This is a genomic window from Alcanivorax sp. P2S70, assembly GCF_000475295.1.
Lineage (GTDB): Bacteria > Pseudomonadota > Gammaproteobacteria > Pseudomonadales > Alcanivoracaceae > Alcanivorax > Alcanivorax profundi.
The window spans coordinates 22723-45621 of the sequence record NZ_AXBZ01000011.1 but is presented as its reverse complement, the minus strand read 5'-3'; the positions used below and the strand labels follow the sequence as shown (position 1 = coordinate 45621).

Below are 22899 nucleotides of genomic sequence, written 5' to 3'. Positions count from 1 at the left end.
ATTAGTCATGATGGCCTCCATGCTGGTCGTGCCCAGCGTGACCTTCATGCTTCCCGTGGCCCTCATGGCCGGTGTCTGCCTCACCGTGGTGGCCGCCGTGCTGGCCCATGCCACTGTGGTACATCAGGTCTTCCATGCAGGTCTGGCCCGGTGCCACGCAACGGTTGAAAATCGCGTGATACAGGGTCGGGTCCACCTGACCATAGAATGTCACCGGGTCGTCGATACTCGGGGCTTCCAGTTCCAGGTAGGTTTCCCGGTCCAGCGCGTTGTCACTGGCCTTGGCCTTGGCCACCCAGGCATCAAAATCTGCCTCGCTGAGACCGTGGAAATCGAACTTCATCTGGGAATAGCCGGCGCCGCTGTAGTTGGCGGAAAAGCCCTTGTAGACGCCCGGCTCGTTAATCACCCCATGGAGCTTGGTCTCCATGCCCGCCATGGCATAGATCTGGCCAGCCATGGCCGGGATAAAGAACGAATTCATCATGGTGGAGGCAGTGATCTTGAAGCGGATCGGGTGATCCACCGGCGCCGCCAGCTCATTGACGGTGGCGATACCCTGCTCCGGGTAGATAAACAGCCACTTCCAGTCCAGTGCCACCACTTCCACGGTGAGTGGCTCCAGGCCCACCGGCACGGGGGTCTGCGCATCAATGCGATCCAGCGGACGGTAGGGATCCAGTTTGTGGGTACTTACCCACGTCATGGCCCCCAGCGCGATGATAATCATCAGCGGCACAGACCAGATCACCAGTTCCAGCACCGTGGAATGGGTCCATTCCGGCTTGTAGGTCGCTTCGGTATTGGTCTCGCGGTAGCGCCAGGCAAACCACAGGGTCAGCACGATCACAGGCACAATGACCAGCAACATCAACACGGTGGCCCAGACCAGCAGATCCCGCTGTTGCAGGGCCACATCACCGGAAGGCGACATCACAACGGTGTCACAACCGGAAAGCAGAAGGGTCGCTAGCAACGTCAACGACGCTCCACGCAAATATCTAACTAATTGCATTGGCGTTTTTCAGGTTGGTTTATGATGAGGGAACTCTATCCAGCAGGTTGCAAAGCGGGTATTGGACATTTTGTCCCATGCGCTTAAAGTCCTAGGTGAGCATTGACGTAAATCAATGCACCGATAACAACAGTAGAGCAAGAGCGCACAACATGTCCCATACCTATCCGGCCCCTGTTCAAGGCCAGAGTCATGCCCCCGTGGCTCCCAACGAAATCGCTGTGGGCGTGGTCATCGGCCGCACCTCCGAGTACTTCGACTTCTTCGTGTACGGCATCGCCTCGGTGTTGATCTTCCCTCAGCTCTTTTTCCCCTTCACCGGTCAGCTGCAAGGCATGCTCTACGCCTTCATGCTGTTCGCCCTGGCGTTTGTGGCGCGTCCCTTCGGCACCGCGCTGTTTATGTGGATCCAGCGCCAGTGGGGACGAAGCATCAAGCTCACCGCCGCTCTGTTCCTGCTGGGCACCGCCACCGCCGGCATTGCGTTCCTGCCCGGCTACGAAAAGCTCGGCGGCTACGCCATTGCCCTTCTCGCGCTGTTTCGGGTGATGCAGGGCATCGCGTTTGGCGGCTCCTGGGATGGTCTCCCCTCTCTGCTGGCACTGAATGCTCCCAAAGAAAGTCGTAGCTGGTATGCCATGATCGGCCAACTGGGCGCGCCTATCGGTTTTGTGATCGCCAGCGCCCTGTTCCTGTACCTGTACAACAGCCTGAGCGCCGCAGATTTTCTGGGCTGGGGCTGGCGCTATCCGTTCTTCGTGGCCTTTGCCATCAACGTGGTGGCCCTGTTTGCCCGTCTGCGTCTGGTGCTGGGCGAGGAGTACACTGAAGCCATGGAAGAAAGTGAGCTGGAGCCGATCCGCACCACCGAGATGGTGCGCAAAGAGGGCTACAACATCTTTATTGGCTCATTCGCCGCCCTCGCCAGCTACGCGCTGTTTCATGTGGTGACTATCTTCCCGCTGTCGTGGATTGCCTTTCAGGGCAGCCAGACCACTGCGGAAGTGCTGACCGTGCAAATTCTGGGAGGTTTTGTGGGAATCATGGCGACCATTGGCTCCGGCTGGATCGCCGCCCGCATTGGTAAACGCACCACCGTGGGGGCCCTGGCCGCCATGATCGGCATTTTCAGCCTGCTCACCCCATTGTTGATGGGCGGCAGTCCCGCCATGCAGGACACGTTTATTCTGTTGGGCTTTGCCCTTCTCGGGGTGTCCTATGGACAAGCCTCCGGCACCGTGACTGCCAACTTCGCTCCGCGCTTCCGCTACACCGGCGCCGCCCTGACCTCTGATTTCGCCTGGCTGTTCGGCGCGGCATTTGCACCGCTGGTGGCTCTGGGCCTGTCCGCCAAATTCGGGCTGCTGTCGGTAACCGTGTACCTGCTCTCCGGCGTCATCTGCACCCTGCTGGCCCTGGCCATCAACCAGTCGCTGGAAGATCAGGGCGAAGAGAGCTGAAAGTGTAAAGTTCAAAGTTGAAACGCGGACTGACGCCGTCGTTCAGCTGAAACCAGAGAGGCCGCGCCCGGATTCCAGGCGCGGCCTCTTCATTTGGGGTTGCTTCGCGACCGCATCAGGCTACACGCAACATGCAACACGCGAACCCGGGAAAGCCGCACTGTGGGAGCGGTCGTTCGACCGCGATAGCCGTGGCCCGGCGTTTTTCGCGGTGGAACCGCCGCTCCCACAAACCCATTTACACCAACGAAAAAGGCCGCACCCAACCTATGGACGCGGCCTCCTTCCTTTCAGACCCGAGCCTGCGCTGTAGCTTGCAGCTTGAAACTTATAGCTATCAGCTCAAACTCCCCAACGCTTTCTTGGTAAACGGCTCAATCTCGTCTTCCTTGCCGTCACGCATCTTCACTAGCCAGTTGGGGTCCTGCAGCAGGGCACGGCCCACCGCAATCAGGTCAAACTCGTCGTTGTCCATGCGTCGGGTCAGCTCATCCAACGCCGCCGGGTTGGCGGTGCCACCCATGCCTTCCGGGCTGTTGAGGAAGTCGCCGTCCAGGCCCACGCTACCAACCGAAATCACCGGCTTGCCGGTAATGTTCTTGGTCCAGCCCGCCAGATTCAGATCAGAGCCCTCAAACTCCGGCAGCCAGAAACGTCGGGTCGACGCATGGAAGATATCCACGCCCGCCTCCACGAACGGCATCAGGAAGCGCTCCAGCTCTTCCGGGGTCTGGGCCAGCTTGGCCTCGTAATCCTGCTGTTTCCACTGCGAGAAGCGCAGCACGATGACAAAATCCTCGCCAACTGCTTCACGGACCGCCTTGACGATCTCCACGCCGATGCGCGCCCGGTTCTCGATGGAGCCACCGTACTCGTCGTCACGCTGGTTGGTGCCTTCCCAGAAAAACTGGTCCAGCAGGTAACCGTGGGCTCCGTGAATCTCCACGCCATCAAACCCCACGGCTTTGGCGGCCTTGGCGGAGTCCGCAAAGGCTTGGATCACGTCCTGGATGTCTTCCTTGGTCATGGCATGACCATTTTCCTTTCCTGGCTTGAACAGCCCGGACGGGGAATAACCGGGCACTTCCTTGTCGGGGCCGATGCCGGCCTTGCGCACCGCGCCCACATGCCACAGCTGCGGAATGATCTGGCCACCGGCTTCATGCACGGCATCCACCACCTTCTTCCAGCCCGCCATGGCCTCATCGCCATAAATCGCCGGCACCCGCTCGTAGCCATTGGCGGCCTTGTGGCCCACAAAGGTACCCTCGGTAATGATCAACCCCACCTCACCTTCGGCGCGGCGGCGGTAGTAACCCACCACTTCCTCATTGGGCACATAGCCCGGGGAAAAGGTGCGGGTCATCGGGGCCATGGCCACCCGGTTTCGCAGCTTCAGTGATTTATGCTCAAAAGGACGCAACAGGCTATCCAGTGAACCGCTCATAGGTACTCTCCCGAATTTCGTCTTCAAAAAATCAACAGAATCAGCGCTTCTGTTCGCCGGGAAGCGCCCGGCCACATAATTTGGTTTCACGATGAAACCTTATTTGGTTTCGTTTTGCAACCATTGTGGCGTACACTAGCGCCATGACACGTAAACGCTTTGACGAAATGGGATGCTGTGTTGCCTCTGCCCTTAACGAGGTCGGCGACTGGTGGTCCCTGCTGATCGTGAAACAGGCCATGCTGGGCACCCGCCGCTATGTGGACTTCCAGAACAGCCTGGGAATCGCCAAGAACATCCTCTGCAACCGCCTCTCCCGCCTGGTCGAGAACGGCGTGATGGTGCGCGTGGATGTGGGCGAACACGGCAAGCGCTACGAATACCGGCTCACCGACAAGGGCCGTGACCTGTTCACCGTGGTCACCGCCTTGCGCCAGTGGAGCGAACGCTGGAATGGGGCACAGGACAGCATGAAGCTGGTGGATCGTCAGACTGGCGAGCCACTGGCCCCGGTCACCGTCCAGAATCAGCAGGGGCAGCCGCTGACGGTGCGGGATGTGCGGTTTGTGGATGAAAACGGCAAGCCGTTTGAGGAGGCGGGCTAACTCCCCAACGCCCCCGAAGGAGCGTCGCTGGCGGCGCGATCACCACCGAACACAGTAGTTAACGGTTTTTGTGGGAACGGAGCGAAGCGGAGTAACGCACGCAGTGCGGCCCCGAAGGGGTGAGCGAAGCGAATAAATCATGCTTGCATGGCGAATGTGAGGTGATGGTGGCACTCACCTGAATGCTCCACGACTACCTGCCCCGTCATCGCAGCGATAACCGTGCCTGTCCCCTAAGGGGTGCTGCGCGATACCGATCTGGGCTGGCTAAATAACCCGCCAACCTCACTCTCCTGATACAGTAGATCGCCTCGCCAGACGATTTGAGAAACTGGATGACCACCGTATCCGCACTGCAACAACGATGGCACACCACTGTCGCCCCACTGCTGCCCGAACCCGATGCCACCTGGCAAAAACTGGCCACCCTCTACAGCGAACCCCATCGCCACTACCACACCCTGGATCACGTAGCCGCCTGCCTGAAGTGGCTGGACCACTACCGCCACCTGGCCGACGATCCGCTGACCGTGGAATTGGCCCTCTGGGCTCACGACGTAGTCTACGATCCCCGCGCCAGCGACAACGAAGCCCGCAGCGCCGACTGGTTCGCTGAGCATTTCGCGAGTAGCACCCTCACAAAGGATCAGAAAAATCGCGTCCACACCCTCATCCTCGCTACCATTCACCCGCACCCACCCACCGATATGGACATGGCGCTACTGCAAGATATTGATCTAGGTATTCTGGGCTCGGATGCAGAACTGTATGACTGCTATGAAGTCTGGATTCGGCAAGAGTATGCCTTTGTGTCGGAGGAGGCGTTTGGGGAAGGGCGTCGTGCGGTGTTGCAGGGTTTTCTGGATTCGCAGGTGATTTATCACACCCTGGCGCTGAGGGAGAAACTGGAGTTGCCGGCAAGAAACAACCTCAGCCGTACGCTTGTGAAGCTGCGGCGCTAACGCTGTCCCTGAATACACGCTTACGGCGCGATTTCAGAAAACCGGCATCCCGTGTTGGTTTTCCATTTCCACACACGATGCAAGACTTTCTCCCCAACCCGCACCTATGACTTTGACCTTTTCCTGATCTCAAGCAATACCGAAGCAATAAAGCAAAATAAAACCACCCCCCCATAAATGAAAAAAAAGTCTTCAGCGGTGATCTGCTTGCCCGTTCTTGCATTGACGACAGGAGAATTCATCTCCCAATCCACAATACGGACAATACCCATCATGGCCGACAAAGACAGCATCAAGGCCGCATTCGTTGATTTCATGAAACCACGTCTTAGCAGCAGTTCCATAAGACCCCAAGCGAAAACGATACCCAGAAAATACAACACTAGCTGATGCATAAAGCGTTAACTCTAAAACGGAACCTATCCTTCGAACACAGAGGTCAGGTCTTTCATGTTGCAGCTGGATGAAAGATCAGCCACCAATCAAGCTGCAACCAACGACTTGGCCGCAGCCACCTTCTTGGCCAGGGACTCCTTGTGCATGGCCAACCACATGTCATTCATGTATTGAAGATTGAGCCAGAACTCCGGGGTTGTGCCCAGTACCTTGGCCAACAGAAACGCGGTTTCCGCCGTGACGCCGCGGTGGTTTCCGCACAGCTCATTGACAGTCTTGCGACTAACGCCCATCGCCTTGGCCAGCTCCCCCTGAGTAATCTTCAGGGGCTCAAGGAATTCTTCCTTGAGCATGGCTCCCACGCTGGTGGGCTGATGCGCTGGCAGCCTCAATGCTTCAACCATGATGTCACCTTTCACCTGTACTGATGGGGATCAAGATACATCGAACGCTTTACCCTTATCCCACGTGAACACCAAGCGGTATTGCTTGTTGACCCGAATTGAGCACCAATGCTTCAACTTTCCATTCAGGTGCTCAGATCTGTTTCCTGGAGGCACCCTTGAATCCTGCTCGCCGTTGGCGATATGAAGGATTTCAAGTCTGCGTTTGAGCGCCCCCTCGATACTCTTGGGCGCCGGACAAGCACCGCCATTAAAGAAGTAACCCTCCAGCACCCGACACGACATCATGAGCGCGGTACCTGTGCCCATCGGTGAACTTCAGTCTAATCCCCAATTCGGGAGATAACCTTAGCTCAACCCCTTACCTGTTTATGTAAGCCATCCTCTACAAAACACACTGCCAGCGTAAGAAAACCGGAGCGCGGGCTACCGCTCCACCAACCGTCTCGCCATCCAATAGCGCTCGCGCCAATACGGGTTTTTCAGCGAGGACTGCATCACGCCGTTGCTTACCGATGCATGCATAAATTCATCCCCACCCATATAAATCCCCACATGGCGGTTGCCCGGGCCGGTGCGGAAAAACACCAGGTCGCCGATTTCCAGTTCGTTGCGGGCGACAGGTTCGCCTTCCTCCATGAGTGCCGAGGTGGTGCGAGGGACTTTCATGTTCAGTTGCGAGAGGAAGGTGAGGTAGACGAAGCCGGAGCAGTCAACGCCTTTGGAGCTAAGGCCACCGTAGCGGTAAGGAACGCCTTGCCAGTCTTCTTTTTGGGCGAGCAGGCTATCGAGGATGAGGGTCTGCCGGGACGGGAGATCCTGTGGGGCATCAACGATCTCAGGGGGCGGGGCTTGGCGTTCCGGAGGGACAAGGGAACAGGACGCCAGGCTGGCGAACAGCAGGACGGCGGGAAACGAAAAGGAGAAACTGAAATGGCGGTGCATGGCGCGAAAGCGATGGCTGACTTAGGGGGTGAGGCAGCCAAAGAGCAGGAAGGTTCCAAGAGACTAACCATTGAGGCAGGAGCGCCTCATGCGGCGCTCCGACAGGGCTTTGTTGTTAGGCCTGGGCGAGCTCTTCTCGCATTTGCTGGATGACGGTGGCGTAGTCGTCTTTGCCAAAGATGGCGGAGCCGGCCACGAAGGTGTCGGCGCCGGCGGCGGCCACTTCGCGGATGTTCTTTTCGGAGACGCCGCCGTCCACTTCCAGGCGAATGTCATGGCCGCTGGCATCAATGAGTTCGCGCACCTTGCGGACTTTATCCAGGGTGTTGGGGATGAATTTCTGGCCGCCGAAGCCGGGGTTGACGCTCATCAGCAGGATCATGTCCAGCTTGTCCATCACGTATTCCAGGCAGTCCGGACGGGTGGCCGGGTTGAGTACCAGACCGGCTTTGCAGCCGTGGCTCTTGATCAGCTGCAGGGAGCGGTCCACGTGCTGACTGGCTTCCGGGTGGAAGGTGATGTAGCTGGCGCCGGCTTCGGCGAACATGCCGATCAGGTCATCCACAGGGCTGACCATCAGGTGCACGTCGATGGGGGCGGTAATTCCATGATCGCGCAGGGCCTTGCACACCATGGGGCCAATGGTGAGGTTGGGCACGTAGTGGTTGTCCATCACGTCGAAGTGGATCACGTCTGCCCCGGCGGCCAGTACGTTATCGCATTCTTCGCCCAGGCGAGCGAAGTTGGCAGCCAGAATGGAGGGGGCAATCAGGTAATCCTGCTTGGGCATGATAAATCCTCAATAGTGCAGTTGGCGCAGTATCGTCACTGTGGGAGCGGTGGTTCCACCGCGCACGAAATCGCGGTCGAACGACCACTCCCACAAAAGTTGTTCTCAGCGTTGGGTCAGCAATCGATCCAGTTCGTCGAGACGTTCCGGGGTGCCGATGTCCCACCATTGGCCGCGATGATGCTCGCCGCTGGCCGCGTCACGGGCCATGGCCTGACGTAGCACGGGGGCCAGTTTGGCTTCGCCCTCCGGCAGCGCTGCGAACAGGGCCGGGTCAAACCGGCCGATCCCGGCATAGGTCAGTCTCGGGTCGGTATTATCGCGCAACCGGGCGGTGTCTGTCAGATGAAAATCCCCTTGCGGGTGGTGCGGGGGGTTGTCCACCAGCACCAGATGCACAGGATCATCGCACTCGATGAGCAACCGGGACACGTCGTAATCGGTCCAGATATCGCCATTGATCAGGGCAAACGGGGCGTCGCCCAGCAGCGGCAAGGCACGCTTGATGCCTCCGGCGGTTTCCAGCGGGGTGCCTTCGTGAGACCAGACGATGGGAATGCCATAGCGGCTACCGTCCCCCAGCGCCTCGGCCAGGGTGTCGCCCAGCCAGCCACTGTTGATCACCAACGACGCGAAGCCGGCATCCCGCAGGGCCTCGATGTGGTATTCGATCAGGGCCTTGCCCCCCGCCTGAAGCAAAGGCTTGGGGGTGTGATCGGTGAGTGGGCGCATGCGCTTGCCATAGCCCGCTGCCAGTATCATGGCCTTCACGGGTTGTCCTCAAGCTGGTCCAGCACCCACTGCAGGTCGGCCAATTCCGGGCGACGGGCGATGACCGTGCGCAGATAGGCAAAGAAGCGCGGCACATCGCCCAGATATTTGGGCTTGCCGTCACGGTGACAGATCCGCGCGAAGATGCCGATCACCTTGATATGGCGCTGGGCGCCCATCAAATCGCAATCGCGCAGGAAAGTGTCAAAATCCTTCGGCACCGGCAGGCCAGCCGCCGTGGCCTTGTCGAAATACTCGCGCAGCCAGTTCAACACCCGCGCTTCTGGCCAGCTCAGGAAAGCATCCTTGAACAGGCTGATCACGTCGTAGGTAATCGGCCCGGCCACCGCATCCTGGAAATCGATCACACCCGGATTGGGCTCGGAGACCATCAGGTTACGGGGCATGTAGTCGCGGTGCACAAACACCCGGGGCTGAGCCAGGGCGGAATCGATGAGCCGGTCAAATACCCGGTCCAGCCGTTGACGCAGCTCGCCGGTGACCACCATCTCGCGGTGGCGGAACAGATACCACTGGGGGAACAGCTCAAGCTCGCGCTGCAACAGGGCCTCGTCGTAGACCGGCAGCCCGGCCACGTCGGCATATTGCTGTTGAGTAATCAGGGTATCGATGGCCGCGCTGTACCAGCGGTCCGCATTGGCCTCGTTGAGGGCATGTAGCCAGGTCTCGGTGCCCATGTCGGTGAGCAGCAAAAAGCCCTGGGCCAGATCCTGATGGACGATTTTCGGCACATGCACCCCGGCGTCGTCCAGCCGCCCGGCCACATCAATAAAGGGCCGACAGTCCTCGTGACTGGGCGGCGCATCCATGGCCACCAGGCTTCGGCCATCGTGCTGATAACGGAAATAGCGGCGAAAACTGGCATCGGCAGAGGCGGTCTCGCCCACCACCTGCGCACCAAGGTAAGCGCTTACCCACTGGTCCAGATCCGCCTTGCGCGGGTCAGGGGTTACGTCAGATTTACTTTTATCAGGCTGCATTGCCTTCCTTGTTCCATTACACTGCCGCTTTTACAGACGCACAGCCGCGTCTGTGCAAAACGGCCTTTTTACCTGTTCTGAGCAGCCGATGCCACTGCCCACACAACGAATTCTGATACCCGCCCTGCTATTCATCGCCGGGGCCAGCAACGCGGATAACGACCTTAACTGGGTGGACCGCGAACAAATGGCCACGTTCCCTGCGGTGCAGCAGCGCGTGATCCCTGACTGGTGCGGCGGCATCTACTATAACCCGGCCGTGGGGATCCCGGTGGAAGGGAGCGACACGGTAGTCACCGCCGACCATTCCACCCTGACCCAGGACGGCCTGATCTCACTGGACGGCGACGTTCTGATTGAACAGCCCGGCCGCCGTATCACCACAGATGTCGCCCAGCTGGATCAGTCTACCGGTAAATACGAACTGGAGAGCGGCCTGCGCCTTGAAAGCAATAAAGCGACCTTTATTGCCGACAGCATGAGCGGCCAAACCAGCCGCCGGGAAGGCAGCTTGCAGGGGGTGCGTTACTCCCTGTTTGACCTGTCCTCCCGAGGCAGTGCGGATTACATCTTCCTGACCGACACTACCACCACCATTACCAACGGCAGCTATACCACCTGCCAACCCGGTTCCAATGGTTGGTCACTGCACGGCAAACGCATTTTCCTTGACCGGGACAAGGGCTGGGGCGAAGCCAATGACGTCGTACTGAAAGTAAAGAGCACCCCGGTATTCTGGCTACCCTGGATCACTTTCCCGATTGATGACCGGCGCAAGACCGGCCTGCTGTTCCCCACCATCGCACTGGGTGATGACAACGGACTGGATATCTCGCAGCCGATCTACATCAATCTTCACCCTCAGATGGACGCCACTATTGCTCCGCGTTATATCGACGGTCGTGGCAGTGGCGCGGACACGGAGTTCCGTTACCTGACCCCCTACGGTGAGGGGGAAGTGAGCTACGGCATTCTTTTCAACGACCGCAAGTTCGATGATGAAAACCGGCAGGTGGCACGCTGGTCGCATCTGGGGAATGTAGGGCGCTGGAACCTGAAGACCGATTTCAACTACGTATCCGATGACTTCTACTTCAAGGATCTGGATACCGGCCTCGAAATCAGCTCCCAGACTCACCTGCCGCGGCTGGCTGAAGCCCGCTACTACGGTCGCACCTGGCAGGTACTGGGGCGCATGCAGTCCTGGCAAACCATCGACCCGACGCTGGCCGATGAAGACCTGCCCTACCGCCGCTTGCCACAGCTGCAAATCACCGGCGACCCGACGCTGGTGGGCCCGGTAAAGGGGCTATGGCTATCGGACATGACCGCCTTCGAACGCAGCAGCTCCGACGACAGCGGCAAAGCTTCTGGCCTGCGTGGCCATGTGGCTCCCGCCCTGAGCATGCGCCTGCAGGACAGCTGGTGGTTCGTCGAACCCCGCGCGCGGCTGTATCACACCCAGTACAAGCTCGACAGCGTGGATGCCACCGAGGAAGACAACCCGGACATGACCACCTGGGGTGCCAGCCTGGACTCCGGGCTGGTGTTCGAACGTCCGACCAACTGGTTCGGCAGCGCCTTCACACAAACCCTGGAACCTCGCCTGTTCGTCAACAAGGTCGCCTTCGAAGAACAGGACAGCCTGCCCAACTTCGACACCCGTGAAGTGACCTTTTCCTACAATTCCCTGTTCCGGGAAAATCGCTTTATCGGCTACGACCGCATCGGCGATGAAGAAAAGCTGGCCGTGGGCCTGACCAGTCGTTTCCTCCACGATGCCAGCGGCAGGGAACAACTGCGTCTGCGGGCCGCCCAGGGGTTCTACTTCGATGATCGCAAGGTCTTCACCGAGGATTCCCTGGAAGACCCCACCGACGACCAGACCCCTCTGGTCGGTGATCTGCGGTGGAACTTTGCCAACGATTGGTACCTCTACACTGAGGCACAATGGGATCTGGAGGCTAATGAGCGGGAACGCTCCAACTTCCAGATCGGTTACAACGACCGCGAACGGCGTATTTTCAACATGGGCTTCCACGACCGCCCCGCCGACGATATCCAGCAATCGGAAATAAGTGCCATCCTGCCCGTACATCGCCATTGGCGCATTGTCGGACGCTGGATGTACGACCTGGACAATGAACGCACCCTGGAGACCATGGCCGGGGCAGAATATCGTAATTGCTGCTGGAAACTGCGCTTGCTCAGTCAGCGTGAGCTCACTGATGACGATGGCGACGGCGATCTGGAAGCCGACAGCACCGTCTGGTTCCAGATTCAGATGATCGGCCTGGGCGGCTTTGGTGGCCAGGTGGATTCCTTGCTGGAACGCAGTATTCCGGGATACAGGAGAGAGTATGAATAACCAGACGCTGCACGCTGCACGCAGCATTCACCCCACCAGCGCCCTGCGCTGGTTGATGCTGGCCATGGCCTTGTCCCTTCCGGTACTGGGCCAGGCTAAAGTTCAGATGCTGGATCGCATTGTGGCTGTCGTGAATGATGGCGCCATCATGGCCAGCGAACTGGATGAGCGCATCAACGTGATCGCCCTGCAGTTCCAGGACAAGGGCCAGCAACTGCCCCCTCCCGCCATCATGCGCGAACAGGTGCTGGACCGCATGATCACCGAGCGGGTGCAACTTCAACTGGCAGAGCGCGCAGGCATCAAGGTGGACGATGCCAGCCTCAACCAGGCCATGTCGGGCATCGCTCGCCAGAACGGCATGACCCTGGAAGACTTCGCCGCCGCCATGCGTGAAGACGGTTACGACTGGAACCAGTTCCGCGAGCAGATCCGCGAAGACATGATCATCTCCCGCCTGCAGCAACGCAGTGTCGCCTCCCGTATCCGCATCACAGACCGTGAAGTGGACCGTTTTCTGGGCTCCGAGATGGGTAAGCAGATGTTCGAGGAAGATTTTCGCCTCGGCCATATCCTGATTCGCGTACCCGGTGGCGCATCGCCGGAAGACGTCCAGGCTGCCCAGTCCAAGGCCCAGGACGTTGAGAACCGCCTTGCCGGCGGTGAAGATTTCCAGCAAGTGGCGGTATCCGTCTCAGATGGCCCCAAGGCCCTGGAAGGCGGTGATCTGGGCTGGCGACCGGCGGCCCAGTGGCCAAGCCTGTTCTCCGAAGCCGCCCTTTCACTGCAAAAGGGCGAGATTTCAGCTCCCATTCGCTCTGGCGCCGGCTTTCACATTCTCAAGATGATCGACCGCCGTGGCGGCGCCGAGAAGGTAGTGACCCAGTATCAGGTGCGCCATGTACTGATCAAGACCGACGCCCTGACCAACAGTGAACAGGCCCACGCGCAAGCCCAGCGCCTGCACGACCAGATCGCCAGCGGGCAAAGTGAATTTGCCCCGGTGGCAGCCGAGCATTCTGATGACCCGGGCAGCGCCCGTAATGGCGGCGAACTGGGTTGGGTCAACAGGGGTGAAATGGTGCCGGAATTCGAAGACATGATGCTCAATACCCCGACGGGTGAGCTGTCGCCCGTTTTTGAGACCCAGTACGGCTGGCATTTCCTGCGCGTCGACGACATTCGCGATACGGACATGAGCGACGAATTCCGCCGTATGCAGGCAACCCAGGCGCTTCAGAAGCGCCGTTTCGAAGAAGAACTGGAAACCTGGATTCAGGAAAAACGCGGCGAGTCCTACGTGGATATTCGCCTGTGAGCCAGCCGTCGGACGCCGGACGTCTGACACCAGCACGTCCCATTGCCATTACCTGCGGCGATCCGGCCGGTATCGGTCCGGATCTGGCTCTGGCCTTGCCCGCCCTGTTTCCAGAGCAGCCCTTGGTGCTGATTGGTGACAAAGCCGTATTGAGCCAACGGGCCGCCCTGCTTGGCAAGACACCCTCCCTGGGTGACTGGCAGCCCGGCGACCCCGCCATTCGTGACCCGCTGACCCCGGATTTTGTCTGCGTGTGGCACACTCCCGCCGGCGCCCCGGTGACCGCAGGCCAACCCAACCCGGCCACCGGCCAGGGCACCCTGGATATGCTCACCCGCGCCGCCCGTGGCTGCCTGGACGGCACCTTTTCGGCCATGGTGACAGCTCCGGTCGCCAAGAACGTGATCTGCGAGGGTGCCGACCCTGCCTTTACCGGGCATACCGAGTTTCTGGCTGCGCAAGCCGCCGTAGACAGGGTGGTGATGATGCTGACAGCCCGCGACCTGCGTGTGGCGCTGGCCAGCACCCATCTTCCGCTCAGTGAAGTCCCCGCCGCTATCACCCCCGATAGCCTGACCCGCACTCTCACCATTTTGCGCGATGATCTGGTCAACAAGTACCGCATTGCGCAGCCACGCATTCTGGTGCTGGGCCTCAACCCCCATGCCGGGGAAGGCGGCCATCTGGGGCGCGAAGAACTGGACGTGATCATCCCTACACTTGAGCACTTGCGCCAGCAGGGCTTTACCCTCACTGGCCCGGTGCCCGCTGATACCGCCTTTCAGCCTGCATTGCTGAACCAGCACGATGCCGTACTCGCCATGTACCATGATCAGGGCCTGCCCGTACTCAAGTACGCCGGTTTTGGCGAAGCTATCAACATCACCCTGGGGCTGCCGTTTATCCGCACCTCCGTGGACCACGGCACCGCCTTCGAGCTGGCAGGTACCGGCCAGGCCAAGGTTGGCAGCCTGGTCGCTGCCACCCGCCTGGCGCTGAATCTGGCGACTCCACAGGATCCATGACATGACAGAACACCGCACCCGCAAGCGTTTCGGCCAGCACTTCCTGCACGACCGCAATCTGGTCGACCGCATGGTCCGCACCCTGGACCTGAAGCAGGACGATACCGTGGTGGAGATCGGCCCCGGGCGTGGCGCCCTCACTTACCCCTTGCTGGAAGATTTGCCACACCTGCACGTGGTGGAACTGGACCGCGACCTGATTACTCTGCTGCGCCAGGAAAACACCCCTGACCGCCTGAGCATTCATGAGAGCGATGCCCTGAAGTTCGATTTCCGTACCCTCAAGCCGGCGGACAAGCCCCTGCGAGTCGTGGGCAATCTGCCCTACAACATCTCCACCCCCTTGATCTTCCACCTGCTCAGCCAGTCCGATGCCATCAGCGACATGACCTTCATGCTGCAGAAGGAGGTGGTGGACCGGCTCACAGCCAGCCCGGGCACCCGGGACTGGGGGCGCCTGTCGATCATGGTGCAGTACTACTGCCAGGCCGATTACCTGTTCTTTGTCCCACCGGGCGCCTTCAGCCCACCCCCCAAGGTGGATTCCGCCGTGGTACGGCTGCTGCCCTACCCGACACTGCCGCACCCTGCCGACGATGAAGACCATTTGCGCCGCCTGGTGGCTCAGGCCTTCACACAACGACGCAAGGCGATCCGCAATAGTTTAAAATCCCTGGTTAGCCTGGAGCAGTTCGAGGCCGCAGGCATTGATGCTGGCCTGCGCCCGGATCAACTGTCCGTGGCCGACTATGTGGCACTGGCCAATCTCAGCCCGCCACAGAGCTGATTTCTTCGCACCATCACCGCCAGCATCGGGAGACAGAGCACCCATGACCGCCAGCCACCGGCCCCCCAGTGACCCACGCCACCAGATCAGGGTTACCGTGGAAACCGAATACCTTGCCGACCAGAGCGACGCGGCCAGCCAGCGCTGGGTGTTTGCCTACCACATCACCATCCTCAATGAAGGCACCGTCAGTGCCCGACTGCTGACCCGTCATTGGGTGATTACCGATGGGGAAGAGCGTGTTCAGGAAGTCCACGGCGAAGGCGTGATCGGCGAACAACCGCACTTGGCACCCGGCCAGAGCTTCCGCTACACCAGCGGCGCAGTACTGGAAACCGAAGTCGGCAGTATGCGTGGCAGTTACCAGATGATTGGCGAAGATGGCATTCATTTTGATGCAGACATCCCGGCCTTCACCCTTGCTGTACCGCATGCACTGCATTGATAACGCCAGCACGCAACACGCAACACGCAACAGGCCTGCAGTCGGGGAGGTCGGGTGAGCGATTACGCTATTGGGGATCTGCAGGGGTGTCTGGAAGCCTTTGATTGTCTTCTGAAAAAAATCGCTTTCAACCCGGATCGTGACCGGCTGTTTCTGGCCGGGGATCTGATCAACCGCGGCCCGGATTCGCTAGGCACCCTGCGGCGGGTATATCAGCTGCGTGACAATGTGCACAGCGTGCTGGGCAACCACGACCTGCATCTGCTGGCGGTAGCCCACGGCGCAACCGAGAGCAAGCGCAAGGACACCCTTGCAGAGATCCTCAATGCCCCGGATCGTGTCGAATTACTGGGCTGGCTGCAACAGCACCCGCTGCTGATCGATCTCCCCGAGCACAACGCCACCCTCACCCATGCCGGCATTCCACCGCTGTGGACCCTGGCTGAAGCCCGCAGCCGCGCCGCAGAAGTGGAGGCGGTACTGAAAGACGATCGCTGCGGTGAGTTCTTCGCCCATATGTACGGAAACCAGCCCGCAGGCTGGGACGACAGCCTTGCCGGCCCCGACCGCTGGCGGGTGATCACCAACCACTTCACCCGAATGCGTTTCGTGAACACCGCCGGAGAACTGGATCTGACCACCAAGGGCGAAGCGGACGCTCCCCCCAGCGGCTTTTTGCCCTGGTTCCTGCACCCACAGCGCAAAGCCACCGGCACCCGCCTGCTGTTTGGCCACTGGGCCGCCCTCGAGGGCCATACTGGGGTCGCCAAGGTAGACGCGCTGGATACCGGCTGTGTCTGGGGCGGCAGCCTGACGGCATTACGACTGGACGATCTCACACGAATCCAGTGCCACTGCTGATTTTCAAAAAATCTTTTCAAAAACCCGCGCAGCCTGCAGGCCACGTGACGCCCAGCCCGACATCCCTACACTTCATCCTTTTTTTGACGAAAATGTTTTCGCTTCCCTTTGACTTGCTGCGCGGTTTGGTTACATCCTAAAGCTGTCTGATGACGCTGGCAGCGATGCTCAGCGACATCGTTTTCCCATTCATTTACACGTTATTTTCACCAACAAGGAATCACCCTGAATGTAGTTTCGTTGTGACAATTTAGGTTCCGCAGGAGGAAGCCGGCATGAGCATTATCCGCCACTACCAGGACCGTTTCGAAGCGACCCAGCAAGAAGAAATGTCGCTGGAGGAGTACCTGGACCTGTGCAAACGCGAACCCAGCGCCTACGCCACCGCCCCGGAGCGTATGCTGATGGCCATTGGCGAACCGGAAATGGTCGACACCTCCCAGGACCCCCGACTGTCACGCATCTTTTCCAACAAGGTGATCCGCCGCTACCCTGCCTTCGATGAGTTCTACGGCCTCGAAGAAGTCATTGAAAACATCGTCAGCTATTTCCGCCACGCAGCCCAGGGGCTGGAAGAGAAGAAACAGATTCTTTACCTGCTCGGCCCGGTCGGCGGGGGCAAGTCTTCACTGGCCGAAAAGCTCAAGGCATTGATGCAGCGCGTGCCCTTCTACGCCATCAAGGGATCGCCGGTAAACGACTCCCCCCTGTCGCTGTTCGACCCGGAAGAGGACGGGCCGATTCTGGAAGAAGAATACGGCATCCCGCGCCGTTACATTCGCACCATCATGTCACCCTGGGCAGTAAAACGCCTGAATGAATTTGGCGGCGACCTCAGCCAGTTTCGGGTAGTGAAACGCTACCCCTCCATTCTGGATCAGGTGGCCGTAGCCAAGACCGAACCCGGCGATGAGAACAACCAGGACATCTCGGCACTGGTCGGCAAAGTGGACATCCGCAAACTGGAAGACTTCGCTCAGGACGACCCGGATGCCTATGCCTACTCCGGTGGCCTGTGCCGGGCCAACCAGGGCATCCTGGAATTTGTGGAAATGTTCAAGGCGCCAATCAAGGTATTGCACCCCTTGCTCACTGCCACCCAGGAAGGCAACTACAATGGTACCGAGCACCTCGGCGCCATCCCCTATGACGGCATTGTTCTTGCGCACTCCAACGAGGCGGAATGGCACACCTTCCGTAACAACAAGAACAATGAAGCCTTTATCGACCGCGTCTATATCGTCAAGGTGCCCTACTGCCTGCGCGTCACCGAAGAAGTGCAGATCTACGACAAGCTGCTGAGAAACTCCAGCCTGCGCGATGCCCAGTGCGCCCCTGACACCCTGCACATGCTGGCGCAGTTCTCCATCCTCACCCGCCTGAAAGAACCGGAAAATTCCAGTATCTATTCGAAGATGCGGGTGTACGACGGCGAGAACCTGAAAGATGTGGACCCGCATGCCAAATCCATGCAGGAATATCGCGACATGGCCGGCGTAGACGAGGGCATGAACGGACTTTCCACCCGCTTTGCCTTCAAGATTCTTTCCAAGGTGTTCAACTATGATCACGCCGAAGTGGCGGCCAACCCGGTACATCTGATCCATGTACTGGAGCAACGCATCGAACAGGAGCAATACCCTCAGGAACAATCCGAGCAGTATCGGCGCTTTATCAAGGAATACCTGGTGCCGCGCTATGTGGAATTCATCGGCAAGGAAATTCAGACCGCCTACCTGGAGTCTTACTCCGAGTACGGGCAAAACATCTTCGACCGTTACGTCACCTATGCGGATTTCTGGATTCAGGATCAGGAATTCCGTGACCCGGATACTGGCGAAATTTTCGATCGTCAGGCGCTCAACGAAGACCTGGAAAAAATCGAAAAACCCGCCGGCATTTCCAACCCCAAGGACTTCCGCAACGAAGTGGTGAATTTTGTACTGCGAGCCCGCGCTAACAACCACGGCAAGAACCCAAGCTGGTTGAGCTACCAGAAACTGAGAGACGTGATTGAGAAAAAGATGTTCTCCAACACGGAAGACCTGTTGCCCGTCATCTCATTCAACGCCAAGGGCAGTGAGGACGACCAGCGCAAGCACAACAACTTTGTGCAACGAATGGTCTCCCGCGGTTATACCGAGAAGCAGGTTCGCCTGCTATCCGAATGGTATCTGCGTGTGAGAAAGGCGCAGTAACGCCGCTGCAGCGCGCCGCTTGAGGCGCGAACCGACGGCGACGACGTGCGCCTCAAGCGGGGCACCTTCGTCGCCGTCGGCGAAGTCGGGAGAAACGAATGAGCTACATCATTGACCGCCGCCTCAATGACAAGCGAAAAAGTACAGTGAACCGGCAACGGTTTTTGCGCCGCTATCGCTCGCACATTCGTGAGGCCGTCAACGATGCGGTCAACCGCCGTTCCATTCAGGACATGGAGCAAGGTGAGCGCATCAGCATTCCGCAAAAGGACCTCTCGGAGCCCATCTTTCACCATGGCCCCGGCGGACAGCGCAGCATCGTTCACCCGGGCAACAAGGAGTTCAATCAGGGCGATCGCTTCAAACGCCCGGAAGGCGGAGGCGGCCAGGGAAGCGGTGAAGGTGACGCCAGTGATCAGGGTGAAGGTCAGGATGAATTTGCCTTTGAAATCGACAAGCAGGAATTTCTCAATTTCCTGTTTGAAGATCTGGAACTGCCCAACCTGGTGAAACGCCACCTTGAAGGCGCCCAGGTCTTCAAGACCCGCCACGGCGGCATTGTCAGCCAGGGCATGCCCGCCAAGATCAACATCGTCCGGTCCATGCGCCAGGCTTCCATGCGCCGCCGGGCATTGACCGCCGCCACTCGACGCCGCATCCGTGACATGAAGGAAGAGCGCGAAACACTGCTACAGCAGGATCAGTCTCCGCAGCGCCAGGCACGACTTCAGGAGCTGGACGAGCTGATTGCCCGGCTGGAGCGACGCGTGGAACGCATCCCCTACCTGGACACCGTCGACCTGCGTTTCAACCACCATATCAAGGAGCCGGTACCGGTTAGCCGTGCGGTGATGTTCTGCATCATGGATGTCTCCGGCTCCATGAATCAGGACATGAAGGACCTGGCCAAGCGTTTCTTCCTGCTGTTGTACCTGTTTCTCGAACGCAACTACGACCAGATCGAGGTGGTGTTCATCCGCCATCACACCAGTGCCAAGGAAGTTACCGAAGAGGAGTTTTTCTACTCCCGGGAAACCGGCGGCACCATCGTCTCCAGCGCCCTGAAACTGACGCGGGACATCATCAACGAGCGCTACCCGGTCGATCAGTGGAACATCTATGCCGCCCAGGCCTCAGACGGTGACAACTGGAATGACGACTCTCCCGCCTGCGCCAAAATGATTGAAGAAGAACTGCTCCCCAAAATGCAGTATTTCTCCTATGTGGAAGTCATGCCGCGGGCCCATCAGGCGCTTTGGGATCATTACGAAACCATTATGGCTCGACATCCCGGCGCCTTTTCCATCGCACAGATAGATGAGCCCGGTGAGATTTATCCGGTGTTTCGGCAACTCTTCAAGAAAAGGATGGAAGAAGCATGACGTATCTGTCTGAAGGGTCTGACTGGAATTTTGAACTGCTGGCAGACTACGACAAAGCCATCGCCGACATTGCCCACAACAAGTACGGGCTGGATACCTACCCGAATCAGATTGAAGTCATTTCTTCTGAACAAATGATGGATGCCTACTCATCGGTGGGCATGCCCGTCGGCTACAACCACTGGTCTTTCGGGAAACAGTTCGTTGAAGTCGAGGGCCGCTATCGTCGCGGTCAGATGGGCCTGGCATACGAGATCGTCATCAATTCCGATCCCTGTATCGCCTACCTGATGGAAGAAAACAGTATCACCATGCAGGCTCTGGTCATTGCCCACGCCTGCTACGGACATAATTCGTTCTTCAAGGGCAACTATCTGTTCAAAACCTGGACGGATGCGTCATCCATCATCGACTACCTGGTGTTCGCGCGTAACTACATCGCCGATTGCGAGCAACGTCACGGGGTCACTGCGGTGGAAGAAACCCTCGACTCCTGCCATGCCCTGATGAACTATGGCGTCGACCGCTACAAGCGTCCCTCGCCGATTTCCGCCGTTGAAGAACGCAAGCGCCAACGCGAGCGTGAGGATATTCTGCAAAAACAGGTATCAGAACTGTGGCGCACCTTCCCCCAGCTGCAACCGGCAGCCCGCACCCGTGAAGCCGCGACCCGGTTCCCGGCTGAGCCCCAGGAAAACCTGCTTTATTTTCTGGAGAAGAACGCCCCGCTTCTACAACCCTGGCAAAGAGAAATCATTCGTATTGTGCGCAAGATGGCGCAGTACTTTTACCCGCAACGTCAGACCAAGGTAATGAACGAGGGCTGGGCCTGCCTGTGGCACTACACGCTCCTCAATGACCTGTACGACGCAGGCAAGGTAACTGATGGCTTCATGCTGGAATTCCTGCAGAACCATAGCCAGGTGGTCTACCAGCCGCCTTTCTCGGCCTCCTTTTACAGCGGCATGAACCCTTATGCCTTGGGCTTCAACATGTTCCAGGATATTCGCCGCATCTGCGAAAATCCGGACGATGAGGATCGGGAATGGTTCCCGGAGATGGCCGGCAGCGACTGGCTTCAAACCGTCAAATTCGCCATGGAAAGCTTCAAGGATGAAAGCTTTATCCAGCAGTTCCTGTCACCGCGCCTGATTCGCCACTTCAAGTTCTTCCAGATCATGGACGATGATCGCAATGACTACGTGGAAGTTTCTGCCATTCATAACGAAACCGGCTACAAGAAAGTCCGCGATGCACTGGCAGAGCAATACAATCTGAGCATTCAGGAACCCAACATCCAGATTGTCAGCGCCAACCTTCATGGTGACCGGGCCCTGACCCTTCGTCATCAGCGCAGTGATGGCCGCCCCCTGGATGAACACAGCGCCACGGAAGTGTTACGCCACCTGCATCGCCTGTGGAAATTCGATGTGCACCTGGAAAGTGTGGAAAACGGCACCGTGACGGAAAGCTACTCCATGCCCCCCGTCACCGAACCCATTACCGTAATGTGAGGCGGAGCCCCCAACCAGGGGCCCCACCACTGCTATGCCGCCACTCTGCTGGCTTCAAGGCGTTTCACTGCCCGACGCACCTTGTGGTCGCCCAGCAGAAACAGCGACAGGGCCAGCACAATCATCAGTGCGCCCGCCAGCACCATCACGCCCAGACTTTCACCGTTGAACAGGTTGCCCAGCAATAGCGCTAACACCGGGGTAATCAGGGTCACCAACGCCACCGTCGCCGCCGGCAGCCGTGACAGGATCTGGAAGTAGCTGTAAAAACCCAGCAATGAGCCAAACAACGCCAAGTATAGAATGGCAGAGAGTCCGCGGACATCCCCACTCCACACGGGCGCCTGACCGGTAACCGCCATGGCAAGGGCATAGCATGGCAACGATATCAGCAACCCGCCCACCGTTTGCTGCATCGGCTGCAATCCGGCCCCAACCCGCTGCACAGCGATACCGCTACCGGCAAACAGGGTCACCGCGGTCAGCATCCACAACAGCCCAATGCCGCGGTCTCCCATGTCTCCCCCTGCCAACAGCTGTGCCAGGCTTTCATCAAACACCAGCATCAACCCCAGCAGCCCGAGCACGCAGGCCCCCCAGTGCCAGGCATTCAACCGCACGCTGCCCGGCAGACACTGCATCATCAGCCCTGACAACAACGGCGCCAGACCAAAGATCACCGAGACCAGCCCCGAGGGCAGATAGGTTGCCCCCATATAACTGCAGCCCATGGCCCCAAAGATTCCCGGTAACGCAGCAAGATAGCTCGCCCTGGCACGGGGAGTCAGAGGCAACGGCTGACGCTTCCACCACAACCACACCAGCCCCAGCAGCGCAGCAATCCCCATACGCACACCGGCCGCCGCCAGTGGCGCCATGGCGTCACCACTCCATTTAATCCCCAACGGCGTGGTTGCCCACACCGCTACCACGATCAAATACGCTGCCAGGGTTGGCATTTCGTTCTCCTGGGTTTGAGAGACGCGAGTTTCGAGGAGCGAGTGACGAAAATCTGAAACCTCGAGGGTTTAAAGGTTTTCGCAACTCGAAACTCGTTACCCGCGACTAAAACCGACCTGCAAACCCCCAAAACGAAAGAAGGCCGCAGGTCGGGGACGCTGCGGCCTTCTTGAAGAACTGAAACGAATCAGTCAGACAGCCGCCGTCCCTGCGCACGCCATTTGCGTGCACAGCGGTCGACGACC

At 58.9% G+C, this 22899-nt stretch carries 22 protein-coding genes; 12 read left to right on the top strand and 10 right to left on the bottom strand.

Going from position 1 to position 22899, the window contains the following annotated elements; translation table 11 throughout:
- Position 1: 1 nt before the first annotated feature.
- Entirely contained in the window at positions 2-1015 is a 1014-nt protein-coding gene (cyoA, locus tag Q672_RS22105) for a ubiquinol oxidase subunit II (protein WP_035481882.1), read from the bottom strand.
- 152 nt (positions 1016-1167) lie between these two features.
- Between cyoA and Q672_RS22100 the strand changes: the two genes are divergently transcribed.
- A complete protein-coding gene (locus Q672_RS22100) occupies positions 1168-2475 on the top strand; it encodes an MFS transporter (RefSeq protein ID WP_022984613.1) in 1308 nt (435 codons plus the stop codon).
- 337 nt (positions 2476-2812) lie between these two features.
- On the opposite strand, the gene Q672_RS22095 is transcribed toward Q672_RS22100, so the two are convergent.
- On the bottom strand, positions 2813-3922 hold the full coding sequence (locus Q672_RS22095; protein ID WP_022984612.1) for an NADH:flavin oxidoreductase: 1110 nt from the start codon (positions 3920-3922) through the stop codon (positions 2813-2815).
- Between the two features lie 143 nt (positions 3923-4065).
- Between Q672_RS22095 and Q672_RS22090 the strand changes: the two genes are divergently transcribed.
- Together Q672_RS22090 and Q672_RS22085 are read left to right on the top strand one after the other, a co-directional pair.
- Positions 4066-4527, top strand: a complete 462-nt coding sequence (locus tag Q672_RS22090) for a winged helix-turn-helix transcriptional regulator (RefSeq protein ID WP_022984611.1) — start codon at positions 4066-4068, stop codon at positions 4525-4527.
- Positions 4528-4862: 335 nt separating this feature from the next.
- Positions 4863-5489: an HD domain-containing protein gene (locus Q672_RS22085; protein ID WP_022984610.1), complete on the top strand. Its 627-nt coding sequence runs from the start codon at positions 4863-4865 to the stop codon at positions 5487-5489.
- Positions 5490-5593: 104 nt separating this feature from the next.
- Here the strand turns inward: Q672_RS22085 and Q672_RS22080 are convergent, their stop codons facing one another.
- The 7 genes from Q672_RS22080 to Q672_RS22050 all read right to left on the bottom strand — a co-directional run bounded on the left by Q672_RS22080 (position 5594) and on the right by Q672_RS22050 (position 9796).
- Positions 5594-5833, bottom strand: a complete 240-nt coding sequence (locus Q672_RS22080; RefSeq protein WP_152521815.1) for a hypothetical protein — start codon at positions 5831-5833, stop codon at positions 5594-5596.
- Positions 5834-5971: 138 nt separating this feature from the next.
- The gene (locus Q672_RS22075; RefSeq protein WP_022984608.1) at positions 5972-6289 is read right to left on the bottom strand and encodes a HigA family addiction module antitoxin; all 318 of its coding nucleotides are present in this window, start codon (positions 6287-6289) and stop codon (positions 5972-5974) included.
- A gap of 30 nt (positions 6290-6319) precedes the next feature.
- Entirely contained in the window at positions 6320-6574 is a 255-nt protein-coding gene (locus Q672_RS22070) for a type II toxin-antitoxin system RelE/ParE family toxin (RefSeq protein ID WP_233552478.1), read from the bottom strand.
- A gap of 141 nt (positions 6575-6715) precedes the next feature.
- Positions 6716-7234, bottom strand: a complete 519-nt coding sequence (locus Q672_RS22065; protein WP_022984606.1) for an NlpC/P60 family protein — start codon at positions 7232-7234, stop codon at positions 6716-6718.
- A 115-nt stretch (positions 7235-7349) separates the two neighbouring features.
- Positions 7350-8024, bottom strand: coding sequence for a ribulose-phosphate 3-epimerase (gene rpe, locus Q672_RS22060; protein ID WP_022984605.1), 675 nt, complete (start codon positions 8022-8024; stop codon positions 7350-7352).
- A 105-nt stretch (positions 8025-8129) separates the two neighbouring features.
- Positions 8130-8795, bottom strand: a complete 666-nt coding sequence (murU, locus tag Q672_RS22055) for an N-acetylmuramate alpha-1-phosphate uridylyltransferase MurU (RefSeq protein ID WP_022984604.1) — start codon at positions 8793-8795, stop codon at positions 8130-8132.
- A complete protein-coding gene (locus Q672_RS22050) occupies positions 8792-9796 on the bottom strand; it encodes an aminoglycoside phosphotransferase family protein (protein WP_022984603.1) in 1005 nt (334 codons plus the stop codon). Before Q672_RS22050 ends, murU begins: the two co-directional genes overlap by 4 nt.
- Before the next feature lie 88 nt (positions 9797-9884).
- Here Q672_RS22050 and Q672_RS22045 point away from each other — a divergent pair, with 88 nt between their 5' ends.
- From Q672_RS22045 to Q672_RS22005, 9 genes are all read left to right on the top strand, one after another.
- On the top strand, positions 9885-12164 hold the full coding sequence (locus Q672_RS22045; protein WP_022984602.1) for an LPS-assembly protein LptD: 2280 nt from the start codon (positions 9885-9887) through the stop codon (positions 12162-12164).
- Positions 12157-13482: a peptidylprolyl isomerase gene (locus tag Q672_RS22040; RefSeq protein WP_022984601.1), complete on the top strand. Its 1326-nt coding sequence runs from the start codon at positions 12157-12159 to the stop codon at positions 13480-13482. Before Q672_RS22045 ends, Q672_RS22040 begins: the two co-directional genes overlap by 8 nt.
- Positions 13479-14507 carry a 4-hydroxythreonine-4-phosphate dehydrogenase PdxA gene (gene pdxA / locus Q672_RS22035; protein ID WP_022984600.1) on the top strand — a complete coding sequence of 343 codons (1029 nt, stop codon included), beginning with the start codon at positions 13479-13481 and terminating at the stop codon, positions 14505-14507. Before Q672_RS22040 ends, pdxA begins: the two co-directional genes overlap by 4 nt.
- A 1-nt stretch (position 14508) precedes the next feature.
- Entirely contained in the window at positions 14509-15294 is a 786-nt protein-coding gene (gene rsmA / locus Q672_RS22030; protein ID WP_022984599.1) for a 16S rRNA (adenine(1518)-N(6)/adenine(1519)-N(6))-dimethyltransferase RsmA, read from the top strand.
- A gap of 43 nt (positions 15295-15337) precedes the next feature.
- A complete protein-coding gene (gene apaG / locus Q672_RS22025) occupies positions 15338-15739 on the top strand; it encodes a Co2+/Mg2+ efflux protein ApaG (protein WP_022984598.1) in 402 nt (133 codons plus the stop codon).
- Between the two features lie 54 nt (positions 15740-15793).
- Entirely contained in the window at positions 15794-16600 is an 807-nt protein-coding gene (locus tag Q672_RS22020; RefSeq protein ID WP_022984597.1) for a symmetrical bis(5'-nucleosyl)-tetraphosphatase, read from the top strand.
- A 275-nt stretch (positions 16601-16875) separates the two neighbouring features.
- Positions 16876-18798 (top strand): PrkA family serine protein kinase, encoded by a 1923-nt coding sequence (locus tag Q672_RS22015; RefSeq protein ID WP_022984596.1) that lies wholly within the window; start codon positions 16876-16878, stop codon positions 18796-18798.
- A gap of 98 nt (positions 18799-18896) precedes the next feature.
- Entirely contained in the window at positions 18897-20180 is a 1284-nt protein-coding gene (locus tag Q672_RS22010) for a YeaH/YhbH family protein (RefSeq protein WP_022984595.1), read from the top strand.
- A complete protein-coding gene (locus Q672_RS22005) occupies positions 20177-21694 on the top strand; it encodes a SpoVR family protein (RefSeq protein WP_022984594.1) in 1518 nt (505 codons plus the stop codon). Before Q672_RS22010 ends, Q672_RS22005 begins: the two co-directional genes overlap by 4 nt.
- 32 nt (positions 21695-21726) lie before the next feature.
- Here Q672_RS22005 and Q672_RS22000 read toward each other — a convergent pair whose 3' ends face one another.
- Positions 21727-22653: a DMT family transporter gene (locus Q672_RS22000; protein WP_022984593.1), complete on the bottom strand. Its 927-nt coding sequence runs from the start codon at positions 22651-22653 to the stop codon at positions 21727-21729.
- Between the last annotated feature and the right edge of the window lie 246 nt (positions 22654-22899).